General features: G+C 65.9%; 14 protein-coding genes. 13 read left to right on the top strand and 1 reads right to left on the bottom strand.

Features of this window, described 5'->3' with window-relative positions; translation table 11 throughout:
* The first annotated feature begins 106 nt into the window (after nt 1–106).
* The 5 genes from alaS to trmD all read left to right on the top strand — a co-directional run bounded on the left by alaS (nt 107) and on the right by trmD (nt 4919).
* Nucleotides 107–2731 carry an alanine--tRNA ligase gene (gene alaS, locus BAU07_RS17420; protein WP_066665515.1) on the top strand — a complete coding sequence of 875 codons (2625 nt, stop codon included), beginning with the start codon at nt 107–109 and terminating at the stop codon, nt 2729–2731.
* 23 nt (nt 2732–2754) lie between these two features.
* Nucleotides 2755–3018: a sulfurtransferase TusA family protein gene (locus BAU07_RS17415; protein ID WP_066660096.1), complete on the top strand. Its 264-nt coding sequence runs from the start codon at nt 2755–2757 to the stop codon at nt 3016–3018.
* 121 nt (nt 3019–3139) lie between these two features.
* Nucleotides 3140–3400 (top strand): 30S ribosomal protein S16, encoded by a 261-nt coding sequence (rpsP, locus tag BAU07_RS17410; RefSeq protein WP_066660095.1) that lies wholly within the window; start codon nt 3140–3142, stop codon nt 3398–3400.
* Between the two features lie 83 nt (nt 3401–3483).
* Nucleotides 3484–4131, top strand: coding sequence for a ribosome maturation factor RimM (rimM, locus tag BAU07_RS17405; RefSeq protein ID WP_066660094.1), 648 nt, complete (start codon nt 3484–3486; stop codon nt 4129–4131).
* On the top strand, nt 4131–4919 hold the full coding sequence (trmD, locus tag BAU07_RS17400; protein WP_066660093.1) for a tRNA (guanosine(37)-N1)-methyltransferase TrmD: 789 nt from the start codon (nt 4131–4133) through the stop codon (nt 4917–4919). Before rimM ends, trmD begins: the two co-directional genes overlap by 1 nt.
* Nucleotides 4920–5006: 87 nt before the next feature.
* Here trmD and BAU07_RS17395 read toward each other — a convergent pair whose 3' ends face one another.
* On the bottom strand, nt 5007–7883 hold the full coding sequence (locus BAU07_RS17395) for a valine--tRNA ligase (RefSeq protein WP_066660090.1): 2877 nt from the start codon (nt 7881–7883) through the stop codon (nt 5007–5009).
* Nucleotides 7884–8027: 144 nt separating this feature from the next.
* On the opposite strand from BAU07_RS17395, the gene ndk reads away from it, so the two are divergent.
* The 8 genes from ndk to der all read left to right on the top strand — a co-directional run bounded on the left by ndk (nt 8028) and on the right by der (nt 16112).
* Entirely contained in the window at nt 8028–8453 is a 426-nt protein-coding gene (ndk, locus tag BAU07_RS17390) for a nucleoside-diphosphate kinase (protein WP_066660088.1), read from the top strand.
* A 21-nt stretch (nt 8454–8474) separates the two neighbouring features.
* On the top strand, nt 8475–9641 hold the full coding sequence (rlmN, locus tag BAU07_RS17385; RefSeq protein ID WP_066660087.1) for a dual-specificity RNA methyltransferase RlmN: 1167 nt from the start codon (nt 8475–8477) through the stop codon (nt 9639–9641).
* Entirely contained in the window at nt 9638–10129 is a 492-nt protein-coding gene (locus BAU07_RS17380; RefSeq protein ID WP_066660086.1) for a helix-turn-helix domain-containing protein, read from the top strand. The genes rlmN and BAU07_RS17380 overlap by 4 nt, the downstream gene beginning before the upstream one ends.
* Before the next feature lie 76 nt (nt 10130–10205).
* Complete coding sequence (gene ispG, locus BAU07_RS17375) at nt 10206–11492, top strand: flavodoxin-dependent (E)-4-hydroxy-3-methylbut-2-enyl-diphosphate synthase (RefSeq protein ID WP_066660084.1); 1287 nt, start codon at nt 10206–10208, stop codon at nt 11490–11492.
* 51 nt (nt 11493–11543) lie between these two features.
* The gene (gene hisS, locus BAU07_RS17370; RefSeq protein ID WP_066660081.1) at nt 11544–12827 is read left to right on the top strand and encodes a histidine--tRNA ligase; all 1284 of its coding nucleotides are present in this window, start codon (nt 11544–11546) and stop codon (nt 12825–12827) included.
* Between the two features lie 59 nt (nt 12828–12886).
* Nucleotides 12887–13525, top strand: coding sequence for a YfgM family protein (locus tag BAU07_RS17365; protein WP_066660079.1), 639 nt, complete (start codon nt 12887–12889; stop codon nt 13523–13525).
* Between the two features lie 5 nt (nt 13526–13530).
* Nucleotides 13531–14688, top strand: coding sequence for an outer membrane protein assembly factor BamB (bamB, locus tag BAU07_RS17360; protein WP_066660078.1), 1158 nt, complete (start codon nt 13531–13533; stop codon nt 14686–14688).
* A 20-nt stretch (nt 14689–14708) separates the two neighbouring features.
* Nucleotides 14709–16112: a ribosome biogenesis GTPase Der gene (gene der, locus BAU07_RS17355; RefSeq protein WP_066660073.1), complete on the top strand. Its 1404-nt coding sequence runs from the start codon at nt 14709–14711 to the stop codon at nt 16110–16112.
* Nucleotides 16113–16125 lie beyond the last annotated feature (13 nt).

Here is a 16125-nt window from a genome sequence, read left to right as displayed (position 1 = left end):
GTTCCGGGTGCCCTCTGCCGTCAAGGCGGGCCGGCTTGTTACCGTCTTCAAACGGACGCAACCCTCTATAATCGACGATTCGCCTATGCCGACCGATTCATCCACGATGAAATCCTCCGAGATTCGCCAGAAGTTCCTGCAATTCTTCCAGTCCAAGGGGCATACCATCGTCCCTTCCTCGTCGCTCGTTCCCGGCAACGATCCGACCCTGCTCTTCACCAATTCGGGCATGGTGCAGTTCAAGGACGTCTTCACCGGCAAGGAAACGCGCGCCTATACCCGCGCGACCTCGTCGCAGCGCAGCGTACGGGCCGGCGGCAAGCACAACGACCTGGAAAACGTCGGCTATACGGCGCGCCACCATACTTTCTTCGAAATGCTGGGCAATTTCAGCTTCGGGGACTATTTCAAGCGCGACGCCATCCAATACGCCTGGGAACTGCTGACGGCCGTATACAAGCTGCCGGCGGAAAAACTCTGGGTCACCGTGTATCACGAAGATGACGAGGCCTACGACATCTGGGCCAAGGAGATCGGCGTGCCCGCCGATCGCATCGTGCGCATCGGCGACAACAAGGGCGCCCGCTATGCCTCGGACAACTTCTGGCAGATGGCGGAGACCGGCCCGTGCGGGCCGTGCTCGGAAATCTTCTACGACCATGGCCCGGAAGTCTGGGGCGGTCCTCCGGGATCCCCGGAGGAAGACGGCGATCGCTACATCGAGATCTGGAATCTCGTGTTCATGCAGTTCGAGCGGGATGCAGCGGGCAATATGTCCAGGCTCCCCAAGCCCTGCGTCGATACCGGGATGGGTCTGGAGCGTATCTCGGCGGTGCTGCAGCACGTCCATTCCAATTACGAAATCGATCTGTTCCAGAAGCTGATCGCGGCGGCGGCTCGCGAAACGCGTACCCGCGATCTGGGCGACAACTCGCTCAAGGTCATTGCCGACCATATCCGCGCCTGTTCCTTCCTGATCGTCGACGGCGTTATTCCGAGCAACGAAGGTCGGGGCTATGTGCTGCGGCGTATTGTCCGGCGCGCCTTGCGGCATGGTTACAAGCTGGGGCAGACGCAACCTTTCTTCCATCGGCTGGTCCCCGACCTGGTGGCGGAGATGGGCCAGGCCTATCCGGAACTGGCGCAGACGGCCGAGCGCGTCGCGCAGGTGCTGAAGCAGGAAGAAGAGCGCTTCGGCGAGACGCTCGAGCACGGCATGAAGATCCTCGAAGCCGCACTGGCCGACGTCTCCAAGGGCGGCGAGATGGATGGAACGACGGTCTTCACCCTGTACGACACCTATGGATTTCCCGTCGACCTGACGGCCGATATCTGCCGCGAGCGTGGGGTGCAGGTGGACCTGGCCGGCTTTGACGCCGCCATGGCGCGCCAGCGCGAACAGGCCCGCGCCGCCGGCAAGTTCAAGATGGCGGAAGGCTTGTCCTACTCGGGCGCCGAAACGCGCTTCGAAGGCTACGAACGGATCGAACTGGACGGCGTGCGGGTCGTCGCCCTGTACGCAGACGGTACGTCGGTGGATCGCATCGAGGCGGGCAAGGATGCCGTCGTGGTGCTGGACGCCACGCCGTTCTACGCGGAATCGGGCGGCCAGGTTGGCGATACCGGTCTGCTGGAGGCCGCCGGCGTGCGGTTCGCAGTCGCCGACACCCTCAAGGTACAGGCCGGTGTCTTCGGCCACCATGGCAAGCTGGAATCCGGCACGCTGGCGGTCGGCGACACCGTGCTGGCGCGCGTGGACGCGGTCCGGCGTGCCCGCACGGTACGCAATCATTCCGCCACCCACCTCATGCACAAGGCGCTGCGCGAAGTGCTGGGCACGCACGTGCAGCAGCGCGGCTCGCTGGTCGACCCGGAAAAGACCCGTTTCGACTTCGCCCACGATGCGCCGATGACGGCGGACCAGATCGCCCGCGTCGAGGCCATCGTCAATGCCGAGATCCTCAGCAACCACTCCACGCAAGCCCGCGTGCTGCCGTATGACGAAGCGGTCAAGGGCGGCGCCATGGCCCTGTTCGGCGAGAAATACGGCGACACCGTGCGCGTGCTGGACATCGGTTTCTCGCGCGAGCTGTGCGGCGGCACCCACGTCACCCGGACCGGCGACATCGGCATGTTCAAGATCGTGGCCGAAACCGGCGTCGCCGCCGGGGTGCGCCGTATCGAAGCGATCACCGGCGACAACACGGTTGCCTGGGTGCAGGCGCAAACCGCCTTGCTGAACCGGGCAGCGGGCGTCCTGCGGGTTCCCCCGGCCGATCTGCCCGATCGCATCGCGCAGGTGCAGGAACAGGTCAAGGCGCTCGAAAAAGACCTGGACCAGGCCCGCAGCAAACTGGCTTCCAGCGCCGGCAACGACCTGGCCGCGCGCCACACCGTGGAGATCAAAGGCATCAAGGTGCTGGCGGCCGGCGTCGAAAGTGCCGATCCCAAGGCCTTGCGCGGCATGGTCGATCAGCTCAAGGACAAACTGAAGCCGGCGGTCGTCCTGCTGGCCGGCTCGGCGGACGGAAAGATCAGCGTCGTGGGCGGGGTCACCGCCGACCTCACCGACCGGATCAAGGCCGGCGAACTGGTGGGCTTCGTCTCCAGCCAACTGGGCGGCAAGGGGGGCGGACGTCCCGATATGGCCATGGGCGGCGGCAGCGATATGGCGGCCCTGCCGGGCGCCATCGCCAGCGTGCGCCAGTGGGTGGACGAGCGCCTGTCATGACGGCGCCAGAGGTCAGGAACGCGATGACGCCCAACGATACCGATACCTCCGCGGCGGCGCCTGCCGCGGACCTGGAAGTCGACGCCACGGGGCTGGCATGTCCGCTTCCTATCCTGCGGGCGAAGAAAGCCCTGGCGCAGCTGGCCAGCGGGCAGGTGCTGAAGGTCATCACCACGGACCGCAACGCCATCCGGGACTTCCAGGCCTTCGCCCGCCAGACGGGCAATGCCCTGGTGCTGCAGCAGGAAAGCGAGGCGCAAGGGGTGCATTACCTGCGACGCCGCTGATTCCGCCGGCCGACCGGCCGGATAGGGCGGCATACCAACGCCCTCCGCACGGCGATTTGCCGTCCGAGGGCCAACAGTGCTAGAATCTACTGTTTTTCACATCTAATTCAAGGGATTACCTATGGTGGTGATTCGTCTGGCCCGCGGCGGGTCGAAGAAGCGTCCGTTCTACAACCTGGTGGCCACCGATTCGCGTAACCGCCGCGACGGCCGCTTCATCGAGCGCATCGGCTTTTACAATCCGGTCGCCAGCGAAGGCACGGAAGGCCTGCGCATTGCCCTGGATCGCGTGCAGTACTGGACCGGCAACGGCGCCCAGCTGTCGCCTGCCGTGGCTCGTCTGCTGAAAGACTACTCGGCCAAGGTCACGGCTTCGGCCTGATCTGCGCCCATGGGCGTGCTCCGTGCCGGCGAGCCGGGCAGGGCGCTATGCCCGTGTCAGGTCTCAATGATCCACGCCCCGCAATGAGCAACGTTCCCAAGCCCGCCGAGGCGCCTGCCGACTTGATCGAGCTTGGACGCATTGCCGCGGCCTACGGGGTCAAGGGCTGGATCAAGATCCAGCCCCACTCGGCAGATGCCGACGTGCTGCTCTCCGTTACTTCGGATTCCCCTGCTTCCTCGCCACCAGTGTGGTGGCTGATGCGTCCTGTCGCGCCCGCTACGCCGGGCAAGACAGCGCCTGCCCAGCCCTACCCGGTCAAGGCCGCTCGTGCGCATGGCTCGCACATCGTCGCGCAACTGGCCGGTATCGACGATCGCGACCAGGCCGAGGCCCTGCGCGGCATGAGCGTCTGCATGCCCCGCCAGGCCTTTCCTGCTCCCGACGAAGACGAGTACTACTGGGTCGACTTGATCGGCTGTACGGTCTGGGGCCAGGAAAACGGCGAGTCCGCCGTGCTGGGGGTGGTCGACGAGGTCCTCGACAACGGCGCCCACGCCTTGCTCAGGGTGCTGCGACAGCGCCATTTGCCCGGCCAGCCGACGCCCGAACCGATACTGGACGCCAAGGGGCGGCCCGTGGAAGTCCTGGTGCCATTCGTCCAGGCGCATGTCCAGGCGGTTGACCTGGCGCAGCGGCGTATCGACAGCGACTGGCCGCTGGATTTCTGATGCGCTTCGACGTCGTTACCTTGTTCCCCGACATGTTCGCGGTCGTGCGGGACTTGGGGGTGACGGGCCGGGCCCATACCCAGGGTCTTTGGGCGCTGCATGCCTGGAACCCGCGCGACTACACGCATGACGCGCATCGCACTGTCGACGATCGTCCCTATGGCGGCGGTCCCGGAATGGTGATGATGGCCGGACCCTTGTCGGACGCTGTCGATGCCGCGCAGCGCAGCCGGGCCGCCACGGAGCCGTCGCCGGCCCCGGTGATCCTGTTGTCCCCCACGGGGCCACGCTTCGATCAGGCGCGCGCGCAATCGCTGGCGGCGGGTGCGGGCGCCGTGCTCATATGCGGCCGCTACGAGGGCGTGGACCAGCGCTTCATCGACCGCCAGGTCATCGAGGAAATCTCGCTGGGCGATTTCGTGCTGTCCGGCGGGGAGCTGGCCGCGATGGCCATCATCGATGCGACCGTGCGGCTGATGCCGGGCGTGCTGAACGATGACGAATCGGCCATCCAGGATTCCTTCAATCCAGCCCTGTCCGGCCTGCTCGACAGTCCTCATTACACCCGTCCCGAGGTCTACCAGGGCACCCCGGTGCCCGCGCCGTTGCTGTCCGGCCATCATGCCCGGATCGCGCGCTGGCGGCGCGAACAGTCGTTGCGGTTGACGGCCACGCGTCGGCCCGACCTGATCGTGCGGGCGCGCGCCCAGGGCTGGCTCACCGCGGAAGACGAGCGCTTCCTGCAAACCCTGGTCGACGGGGACCTTTCCGCGCCGACCCGGGGTTGATCCAGCAGCCTAAAGAAAAGCAAAAGGAAAAGCGGCATCCCGCATGGGATGCCGCTTTTCCGTTCGCCTGCCGTCCGGGCGGCAGGCTCAGGCCGCCAGTTTCGCCCGTTGTTCACGTACCTTGTTCAAGGTTTCGGCGAACTGCGCCAGGCGGGCCTTTTCCTGCTCCACGACCGCAGCCGGGGCACGTTCCACGAAGCTGGCATTCGACAATTTGCCGTTGGCCTTGGCAATCTCGCCTTCCAGGCGGCTGATCTCCTTATCCAGCCGGGCCCGTTCGGCTTCGGCGTCGATCTCCACATGCAGCATCAGGCGCGAATCGCCGACCACCTGCACCGGCGCGCCCACATCGGGCAGGGTGGCCACGACCTCGACCTGGGTGAGGCGAGCCAGGGCCGCGAGGTAAGGCGCATTGCGGTGCAGGATATCCGCGCGGCCCTGGACGATCAGCGGCACCTTTTGGGCGGGCGACAGGTTCATCTCGCCGCGCAGGGCCCGTACAGCCTCGATCTGAGCCTTCAGTTCGGCCACGTCGCCCTCGGCCTGCTTGTCCACAGCATCGGCGTTCGGCCGCGGATAAGGCTGGACGCTGACGCTGTCCGTGGCGCCCGGCGCGCGCTTGCCCGCCACCACGGACACCTTCTGCCAAAGCTCTTCGGTAATGAAGGGAATGATGGGGTGCGCCAGCCGCAGCACCGCTTCCAGTACGCGGATCAGGGTGGCGCGGGTGCCGGCCTGCTGCGCCGGCGTGCCGGTCTGCAACTGCACCTTCGCCAGTTCGACATACCAGTCGCAATACTCGTCCCAGATGAAGCGGTACAGGGCATTGGCGACGTTGTCGAAGCGATAGTCCGCAAAGCCGCGCGCCACCTCCGCCTCCAGCTCCTGCAACTGGCTGACGATCCAGCGGTCGACCATGGACGTTTCGCCGTCGCCCTGGGCGACATCGTGGCCTTCCGTGTTCATCAGAACGAAGCGGGTGGCGTTCCACAGCTTGTTGCAGAAGTTGCGGTAGCCTTCGCAGCGCTTCAGGTCGAAGTTGATATTGCGGCCCAGCGTGGCATAGGCCGCCATGGTGAAGCGCAGCGCGTCCGCGCCGAAAGCCGGGATACCGTCGGGGTACTGGCGCCGCGTCGCCTTCTCGATGGCGCCCGCCTGCCTGGGATTCATCAGGCCATAGGTGCGCTTGGCGACCAGTGTTTCCAGGTCGACACCGTCGATCAGGTCCACCGGGTCCAGGGTATTGCCCTTGGACTTGCTCATCTTCTGCCCGTCGGCATCGCGGATCAGGCCATGCACGTACACGTGCTTGAAAGGAATCTGGCCGGTCAGGTGCGTGGTCATCATCACCATGCGCGCAACCCAGAAGAAAATGATGTCGAAGCCGGTGACCAGCACACTGGACGGCAGGTAGCGCGCCAGGTCCGGCGTCTGTTCCGGCCAGCCCAGCGTGGTGAAGGGCACCAGGGCGGAGGAAAACCAGGTATCCAGCACGTCGGGATCGCGCTCAAGCGGACCTTCGACGCCGGCCGCGCGCGCCTGGTCGATGGCCTCGGCTTCGGTATGGGCCACGAAGATACGGCCATCCTCCGCATACCAGGCGGGGATCTGGTGGCCCCACCAGAGCTGGCGCGAGATGCACCAGTCCTGGATGTTGTTCAGCCACTGGTTATAGATCGTCGTCCAGTTCTCGGGGTAGAAGGTGATGCGCCCGTCGGCGACCACTTCCAGCGCGACGTCCGTGATGCTCTTGCCGGGATGCAGCGTGCCCTCGGGGGCGGGCTTGCTCATCGCGACGAACCATTGGTCGGTCAGCATGGGCTCCAGGACGACGCCGGTGCGGTCGCCCTTGGGCTGCATCATCTTGTGCGGTTCGACCTTGACCAGATAGCCCTGGTCCTGCAGGGCCGCCACGACGGCCTTGCGCGCCTCATAGCGTTCCAGGCCGCGGAAGGCTTCCGGGCCGTTCTCGTTGATATGCGCGTCCGGCGTGAAGATGACGATCATCGGCAGGTTGTGCCGCAGCGCGCAGGCATAGTCGTTGAAGTCGTGCGCGCCGGTGATCTTGACGCAACCCGTGCCGAACGCGGGATCGACGAAGTCGTCCGCGATGATGGGAATGTTGCGGTCGCAAAGCGGCAGCTCCACCAGCTTGCCCAGCAGATGCTTGTAGCGCGGGTCGTCAGGATGCACGCACAGCGCCCCATCGGCCAGCATGGTTTCCGGGCGGGTGGTGGCGATGGTCATGCCGCGCAGCGTCACCGTGCGGCCCTCGGCGTCGACGATGGTCTGCGGTCCGTCGACGAAGGGGTACTCGATATGCCACATGAAGCCGTCGGTTTCCTCCGCCTGCACTTCCAGGTCGGACACGGCTGTCAGCAGCTTGGGGTCCCAGTTGACTAGGCGCTTGCCGCGGTAGATCAGCCCTTCGCGGTACAGGCGTACGAAGGTTTCCACCACGCCGCGCGACATGCGCTCGTCCATGGTGAAATATTCGCGCTTCCAGTCGGCCGAGGCCCCCAGCCGGCGCACCTGGCCGGTGATCGTGTTGCCCGATTGGCGCTTCCACTCCCATACTTTTTCGATGAATTTGTCGCGGCCGAGGTCGTGGCGGGAAACCTGCTGGGCGTCCAGCTGGCGTTGCACCACGATCTGGGTCGCGATGCCGGCATGGTCCGTCCCCGGAATAAGCACCGTATCGTCGCCCGACATGCGGCGATAGCGCGCCAGCCCATCCATGATGGTCTGGTTGAACGCATGGCCCATGTGCAATGTCCCAGTCACATTGGGCGGGGGAAACTGGATGGTGTAGCTGCCGGTAGATGCTGCGCCGGCCTGCACGTGCCGGCCCGCATCGAAGTAGCCGCGCCGGTCCCACTCGGCGTACCAGCGCGCCTCGATCTCGGCGGGTTCGAAGCTTTTCGACAGTTCCTGCGACTCGTTCTGGGGTGCGGCTTTGTTCATTACACGGTTCCGGCTGACTGCGCCCCAAAGGCGGTTTAGGCCAGGGCAAACCTGCAATTTTAAGATGTAGCGGCGAATCGCGGCGTGCTAGAATGCCCGGTTACTGTAAACCTGTTAGAAGTCCCTGTTTTTATTGGAGTTTTCATGTCCATCGAACGCACCCTCTCGATCATCAAGCCCGACGCCGTGGCGAAGAACGTCATCGGCCAGATCGTGGCCCGTTTCGAGCAGGCCGGCCTGAAGGTAATCGCTGCGCGCATGCAGCAATTGTCGCGCGCCGACGCAGAGCGCTTCTACGCCGTGCACAAGGCTCGTCCGTTCTTCAAGGACCTGGTCGACTTCATGGTCTCCGGTCCGGTGTTCGTGCAAGTGTTGGAAGGCGAAGGCGCCATCCAGAAGAACCGCGACCTGATGGGCGCCACTGATCCCAAGAAGGCCGAGGCCGGCACGATCCGTGCGGATTTCGCCGACAGCATCGACGCCAATGCGGTGCACGGCTCCGACGCGCCTGAAACGGCCGCCGTCGAAATCGCTTTCTTCTTCCCGGAAATCAATATCCACAGCCGCTGATCGCGGCACCACGCGAGCGTCATGAACGAGATCGAACGTGTCAATCTGCTGGGCCTGGATGGCGCCGAGCTGACCGCCCTGGTGGGGCGGTGGGGCGGCAAGCCTTTCCGCGCGCGGCAACTGCAGCGCTGGGTTCACCAGCGCGGCGCCGACACGTTCGACGCCATGACCGACCTGGCCCGCGATTTCCGCGGGCAACTGGCGCAGGAATGCGTGGTCCAGGCGCCCGCGGTGGTCACCGAGCAGAAGTCTGCCGACGGCACACGCAAGTGGCTGTTCGACGTCGGCCAGGGCAATGCCATCGAAACCGTCTTCATCCCGGAGGACGACCGCGGCACGCTGTGCATTTCCAGCCAGGCCGGCTGCACGGTGGCCTGCCGTTTCTGTTCGACCGGTCACCAGGGTTTCAACCGCAACCTGCACGCCAGCGAAATCATCGGCCAGCTGTGGTGGGCCCGCAAGGTGCTCGAAGCAGACCTGGCCAGCGCACGCCTGCCGGCTGCCGGGGCGGGCGGTGCGGTGCAACCGGACAGCCGTGTCATCAGCAACGTCGTCATGATGGGCATGGGCGAACCGCTGCTCAACTACGACCAGGTGCTGACCTCGTTGCGGCTCATGCTGGACGACAACGCCTACGGGCTGTCGCGCCGCCGGGTGACGGTCTCGACATCGGGCGTGGTTCCCATGATGGACCGCCTGGCGCAGGATTGTCCGGTGGCGCTGGCCGTCTCGCTGCACGCGCCCAACGACGCCTTGCGCGACGAACTCGTGCCGCTGAACCGCAAGTATCCGCTCGCCGAGCTGCTGGCGGCCTGCAATCGCTACCTGGCGCACGCGCCGAGGGACTTCATCACCTTTGAATACGTCATGCTCGATGGCGTCAATGACGCCGACGAGCATGCGCGGGAACTGATCCGCATCGCCGCGCAGGTTCGATGCAAGATCAATCTGATTCCCTTCAATCCGTTTCCCCAATCCGGCCTGAAGCGCTCTCCTTCGGCACGTGTGCGGATCTTCGCGCAACGCCTGATGGACGCCGGCGTTATCACCACGGTGCGCAAGACCCGTGGCGATGACATCGATGCGGCCTGCGGCCAGTTGGCCGGTGAGGTGCGCGATCGCACCCGGATTACCGAGCGTATCGCCGCACAGCGGCAGGCCATCCCCATCAAGCAGGTGCACGCATGACCGAGACTCCCGCTACGCCCGTTTCCTCGCATCCTGGTCTGGATCCAGCCAGCGAGCGGGGCGTGGGCGGCGCGCTGCGGGCATTGCGGGTCAGCAAAGGCTGGTCGCTGGACGAAGTCGCCGGACGCATCAAATTCGCGCCGCGCCAGATCGAAGCGCTCGAGGACGAGCGCTGGTCCGACCTGCCCACCGGCATCTCGCTGCGCGGCCTGATCCGCAGCTATGCCCGGCTGCTGGGCGCCGACCCCGAAGCCATCATCGCGTCTCTCGAACCGCATATGCGTGCCGCCGCGCCGGCGCGCCTGACCCAGGGCAGCCTGCACGCGCCGCGAGGCGCCATGCCGACGGAAGAGGAACGCAGTTCGTCTTCGTGGGGCTGGCTGATCGTCATCCTGCTGGTGCTCGCAGCGGCCGTGGCCTACGGGTTCTGGCAAGGCTGGCTGCCCACGCACTGGATGCCGGGTTGGCTCACGCGCTCGGGGCAATGACGCCGGGCTCGTCGCGTACCGGCTATTTTCGGACGCTTACGTCCATCCATCTTCCCGCTTTCGTAGCTTCTTCGCCATGCAAGAATCGCCTCCGCCCTGCCAGGATCAAGCGCCGCCTCCGGTAGGGGCGGCGCCGCGCCATTCGACACGCGCGGTACGCGTCCAATGGGGTTCGCGTGCCGTCACCATCGGCGGCGATGCCCCCGTGGTCGTGCAGTCGATGACCAACACGGACACCGCGGACGCGATCGCCACGGCCATCCAGGTGCGCGAGCTGGCCCAGGCCGGTTCCGAGCTGGTGCGCATCACGGTGAACACGCCGGAGGCCGCGCGCGAGGTCGCCGCCATCCGCGAACAACTGGATCGCATGGGCGTGGCGACGCCGCTGGTGGGCGACTTCCACTACAACGGCCACAAGCTGCTGACCCAGTTTCCGGAATGCGCCCAGGCCTTGTCCAAGTACCGTATCAACCCGGGCAATATGGGCGGCGGCAAGAAGCGTGACGACAATTTTGCGCAGATGATCGAAGTCGCCTGCCGTCACGACAAGCCGGTGCGCATCGGCGTGAACTGGGGCAGCCTGGACCACGAACTCATGGCGCGCAAGATGGACGAGAACAGCCGCCGCGCGTCGCCCTGGGAAGCCCAGGCCGTGATGCGCGACGCACTGGTCGTCTCCGCCATCAGCAACGCCCGGCGTGCCGAGGAACTGGGCCTGCCCGGCGACAAGATCATCCTGTCCTGCAAGGTCAGCCATGTACAGGATTTGATCGCGGTCTATCGCGATCTGGCCGCGCGTTGCGACTACCCCCTGCACCTGGGCCTGACCGAGGCCGGGATGGGCAGCAAGGGCATCGTGGCGTCGACGGCGGCGCTGGCGGTGCTGTTGCAGGAAGGCATCGGCGACACCATTCGCATCTCGCTCACCCCCGAGCCCGGCGGCGACCGCAGCCGGGAAGTGATCGTGGCGCAGGAGATCCTGCAAAGCATGGGGTTGCGGGCATTTACGCCCATGGTGGTTGCCTGCCCGGGATGCGGCCGCACCAGCAGCACCGTATTCCAGGAACTGGCCGACAGCATCCAGTCCTATCTGCGCCGGCAGATGCCGATATGGCGCGGGCGCTATCCCGGCGTCGAGTCCATGAATGTCGCTGTCATGGGATGTGTGGTGAACGGGCCAGGCGAAAGCCGCCACGCCGACATCGGGATCAGCCTGCCCGGCACCGGCGAGGTGCCGGCGGCGCCCGTATTCATCGATGGCGAACGCACGGTCACGCTCAAGGGCGATCACATTGCCGAAGAGTTCCAGGCGATCGTCGAAAATTATGTCGCGCGCCGGTACGGCGCGCCTGTCTCACAATAAAACCAAAGGTACGGCGCGAACCGGCGGCTCTGCTCCGGCGCGCCTCATGACATGACGCAAGGTTTCCAGAAAGTCGCCGCCATCCGCGGCATGAACGATGTCCTGCCCGGCGTGGGCGCGCGTTGGGAGCAGTTCGAGGAGATCGTACGAAACTGGCTGCACGCCTACGGCTACCGCAATGTCCGCACGCCCGTGCTGGAGCACACGCGTCTGTTCGCGCGCGGCATCGGCGAGGTCACCGATATCGTCGAGAAGGAGATGTACACCTTCACGGACGCGCTGAACGGCGAATCACTGACCATGCGGCCCGAAATGACGGCCGGCATCGTGCGCGCCTCTATCGAGCACAATCTGCTGTACGACCGCCCGCACCGCGTGTATTCGCTGGGGCCGGTGTTCCGGCACGAGCGCCCGCAGCGCGGCCGCTACCGCCAGTTCCACCAGATCGACGTCGAGGCGCTGGGATTCACCGGGCCCGACGTCGACGCGGAGCTGATCGTCATGCTGGCGCGCCTGTGGAAACTGCTGGGCCTGACCGATGTCCGGCTGGAACTGAATTCGCTGGGCCAGCCCGCCGAACGCGCCGCGCACCGCGCGGCCCTCATCGAGCACCTGGAGCGGCATCGCGACGTGCTGGACGAGGACGGGCTGCGCCGGATGTACAGCAATCCGCTGCGCGTGCTCGACACCAAGAACCCGGCCATGCAGGCCATGGCCGACAGCGCGCCGCGCCTGTTCGATTTCCTGGGGGATGAATCCCGCGCGCACTTCGATGGCGTGCGCCAGCGGCTGGACGATGCCGGCATCGGTTATCGGCTCAATCCGCGCCTGGTCCGTGGACTGGACTACTACAACCTGACGGTCTTCGAGTGGGTCACCGACCGCCTCGGCGCCCAGGGCACGGTATGCGGCGGCGGCCGGTACGACGGCCTGATCGAGCTTTTGGGCGGCAAGCCGGCGCCGGCGGTCGGGTTTGCCATCGGCATGGAACGGCTGCTGGATCTATGGGACCAGACGGCTCCGCCCGCGGCGGTGCCGGAATGCGAGATCTACATCGTGCACCAGGGCGACGATGCGCAGCGGCTGGCCGCCAAAGTGGGGGAGCAACTGCGCGATGCCGGCCTTTCCGTTATCGTCCACGCCGGCGCGGCCAGCTTCAAATCGCAATTCAAGCGTGCGGATGCCAGTGGCGCCCGCGTAGCGGTTATCCTTGGCGCCGACGAGGTGGCCAGCGCGACGGCGGGGGTCAAGCCGCTGCGTGGCACGGCCGATGGCGCGGGCCAGGAACAGGTGCCGCTGGCACAGCTGGCGCAGTTCGTGCGCCAGCCGCAGTGAGGCGGCGCGGCGGTTTTTCGCGGTATTCCAAAAATGTTGGTGCGGCAGGATAGGTGAGCATGGCATACGATCTTGAAGAGCAGGAAAAACTCGACGCATTGAGGGCCTGGTGGGCCCGCTACGGCATGCTGGTCGCCATTGTCGTCGCCGTCGCCGTGCTGGCGTGGGGCGGCTGGACCGGATGGCAGGCCTATCGTGGCCACGTCAGCCGGCAGGCGATGGGCTATTTCGAAGCCCTGGAGGACGCCACGCGCCTGGGGGGCGCCGATGGGGCGGCGCGCATCAAGGCGGCCGCGGGCACCCTGCGCCAGGACTATCCCAATACCGGCTATGCCGCGCGTGGCGTGCTGGTCGCGGCGCAGGCATTGCAGGCCCAGAACGACCTGCAGGGCGCGCGCGAACAGCTGGAATGGCTGGCCGCGCAACCCAAGCAGCCGGCCTTGCGGCCGGTGGCGAAACTGCGCTTGGCGGGGCTGTTGCTGGACCAGAAGCAATACGACGCCGCCCTGGCCCAATTGCAGGATCCCCCGCCGGCCTTCGCCGCGTTGTTCGCCGATCGCCGGGGCGACATCCTGGCCGCCCAGGGCAAGGTCCAGGAAGCCCGTGCGGCATGGCAAAGCGCCATCGACGGCCTGGGAACGGCCAACGCCTTGACGCCGGTCGTGCGCTTGAAACTCGATGCCTTGAGCGGAGCCTGATCCAGATGTCCATGTTTGCTTTCCGTCGCCCCTTAGTCGTGGCCACCTGCGTCGCGGCACTGTTGAGCCTGGGCGCATGCTCGCTGTTCTCCAAGAGCGATACGCGGTACGACCCCGCCCCGCTGACCGACTACAAGCCCGGCATGTCGGTGCGCCAGTCCTGGTCGGTTTCGGTCGGCAGCGGCGGCGGGCTGGGCTTCTTCCCGACCGTGGTCGGCGATGCCATCTATGCCGCCGCGCCTGACGGGACCGTGGGCAAGTACGACCTTCTGAGCGGACGCGCGCTGTGGCGTACCGACGCCAAGGCCGACCTCACCGCCGGTGCCGGCAGCGATGGCACCACGACGGTCGTCGCCAGCAACGGCGGCGACGTGATCGCCTTCGATGACAGCGGCAAGCAAAAGTGGAAGGTTCGCGCCAGCAGCGAAGTCAGCGACCCGCCCCTGGTCGGCAATGGACTGGTCATCGTCCGTACCGGCGACTACCGCATCACCGCCTTCGACGCCCGCAGCGGCGACCGTGTCTGGAGCGTGCAGCGCCCCGGTCCCGCCCTGGCCCTGCGCACCACCTCGCAGATGGTCATGGCCGAAGGCCTCGTCATCGCCGGCCTGCCCGGCGGCAAGATGATGGCCATCAATTCGGACTCCGGCAACGTGCAGTGGGAAGGCACGGTTGCCACGCCCAAGGGCGGCAGCGACCTCGAACGCCTGAACGATGTGGTCGGCGCGCCGCGCATCGTCGGCTCCCTGATGTGCGCCGTCGCCTATCAAGGCCGTATCGTGTGCTTCGACGTGTCCCAGGGCGGCCGGACGGTATGGGCCAAGGACTTCTCGGGCGTGGTCGGGCTGGCCGCGGACGAAACCGCCGTCTATGCGCCGGACCAGCACAGCGTGGTTTACGCCTTCGGGCTGCGCGACGGCACGAACCTGTGGAAACAGGATGCCCTGCGCAACCGTCACCTGACCGCACCGGTCGCGTTGGCGCAGGCTGTCGCGGTCGGCGACTATGATGGCTACGTGCATTTCCTCTCGCGCAGCGACGGCCAGCTCCTGGCCCGCCTGTCCGTGGGGGGCGGCGCAATCGTGTCGCCGCTGCAAACCACGTCCCAGGGCGTGCTCGTCCAGACCGGCAACGGCAATCTGGTCATGATCGGTACCAACTGAACTTTACAAGTCTTTCATCCGTGTCCTTCAAGCCTGTCGTTGCCCTGGTCGGTCGTCCCAATGTCGGGAAGTCCACCCTTTTCAATCGCCTGACGCGGTCGCGCGCGGCCCTGGTCGCCGATTTTTCCGGCCTGACGCGCGATCGCCATTACGGCGAGGGCAGGGTGGGGGACTACCCCTTCATCGTCATCGACACCGGCGGGTTCGAGCCGGTCGCCAAGGACGGCATTCTGCGCGAAATGGCACGCCAGACGCGCCAGGCGATCGCCGAGGCCGACGTCGTCATTTTCCTGGTGGACGGCCGCGCCGGCGTCAATGCGCACGACCACGAAATCGCCGACCTGTTGCGCCGGTCGGGGCAGCAACGGGTCCTGCTGGCGGTCAACAAGGCCGAGGGAAGGGGCATGGCGGCGGCCACCGATTTCCATGAGCTCGGGCTGGGCCAGCCATGGCCGATCTCCGCGGCGCATGGCGACGGCATCGTCGACCTGATCGAGCAGGCGCTGGACGGGCTGGTCGACCGCGAACCCGAAGCGGCTGACGACGACATCGACGTATTGGAGGCAAGCGCCGACGGCGCCCTGCCGGAAGGCAAATTCGAGGCGCCCCCGCCCGACCATCGCATCAAGCTCGCTATCGTCGGCCGCCCCAACGTCGGCAAATCCACGCTCATCAACACCTTGCTGGGCGAAGAGCGCGTCATCGCGTTCGATCTCCCGGGGACGACGCGGGACGCCATCGAGATCGACTTCGAGCGCGAGGGCAAGCGCTACACCCTGATCGATACGGCGGGGCTGCGCAAGCGCGGCAAGGTCTTCGAGGCGGTCGAAAAGTTCTCCGTCATCAAGACCTTGCAGGCCATCGAGGCCAGCAATGTGGTCCTGCTCATGCTGGACGCGCAGACGGAAATCTCCGAGCAGGATGCCCACATCGCGGGTTTCGTGCTGGAAACCGGACGCGCGGTTGTCGTCGCTATCAACAAATGGGATGGCCTGGATGCCGAGCAGCGCGAACGCATCCAGCGCGAATTTGAACGCAAGCTGCGTTTCCTCTCCTTCGCGCGCATGCACACCATTTCGGCGCTGAAGGGCGCCGGCGTCAAGAACCTGCTGAAGTCGGTCAACAGTGCCCATGCAGCCGCATTCGCCAAGTTGTCCACGCCCAAGCTGACGCGTGAGCTGCAGGCCGCGGTCGAGCAGCAGCCGCCACCCCGCAAGGGCATATTCCGGCCCAAGATGCGCTACGCGCACCAGGGCGGCCAGAATCCTCCGCTGGTCATCGTCCACGGCAACGCCCTGGACGCGATCCCGGATTCGTACCGCCGCTATCTGGAGACGCGTTTCCGCAATGCGTTCGACCTGGCCGGTACGCCGCTGCGCATCGAGTTCAAGTCCTCGCACAATCCCTACGTTCAAGACAAATAAGCAGCAAGGAGCG

This window comes from Bordetella flabilis (genome assembly GCF_001676725.1).
Lineage (GTDB): Bacteria > Pseudomonadota > Gammaproteobacteria > Burkholderiales > Burkholderiaceae_B > Bordetella_C > Bordetella_C flabilis.
Note: the sequence above shows the minus strand (reverse complement) of the source record. Positions and strands in the feature narration are given on the sequence as shown.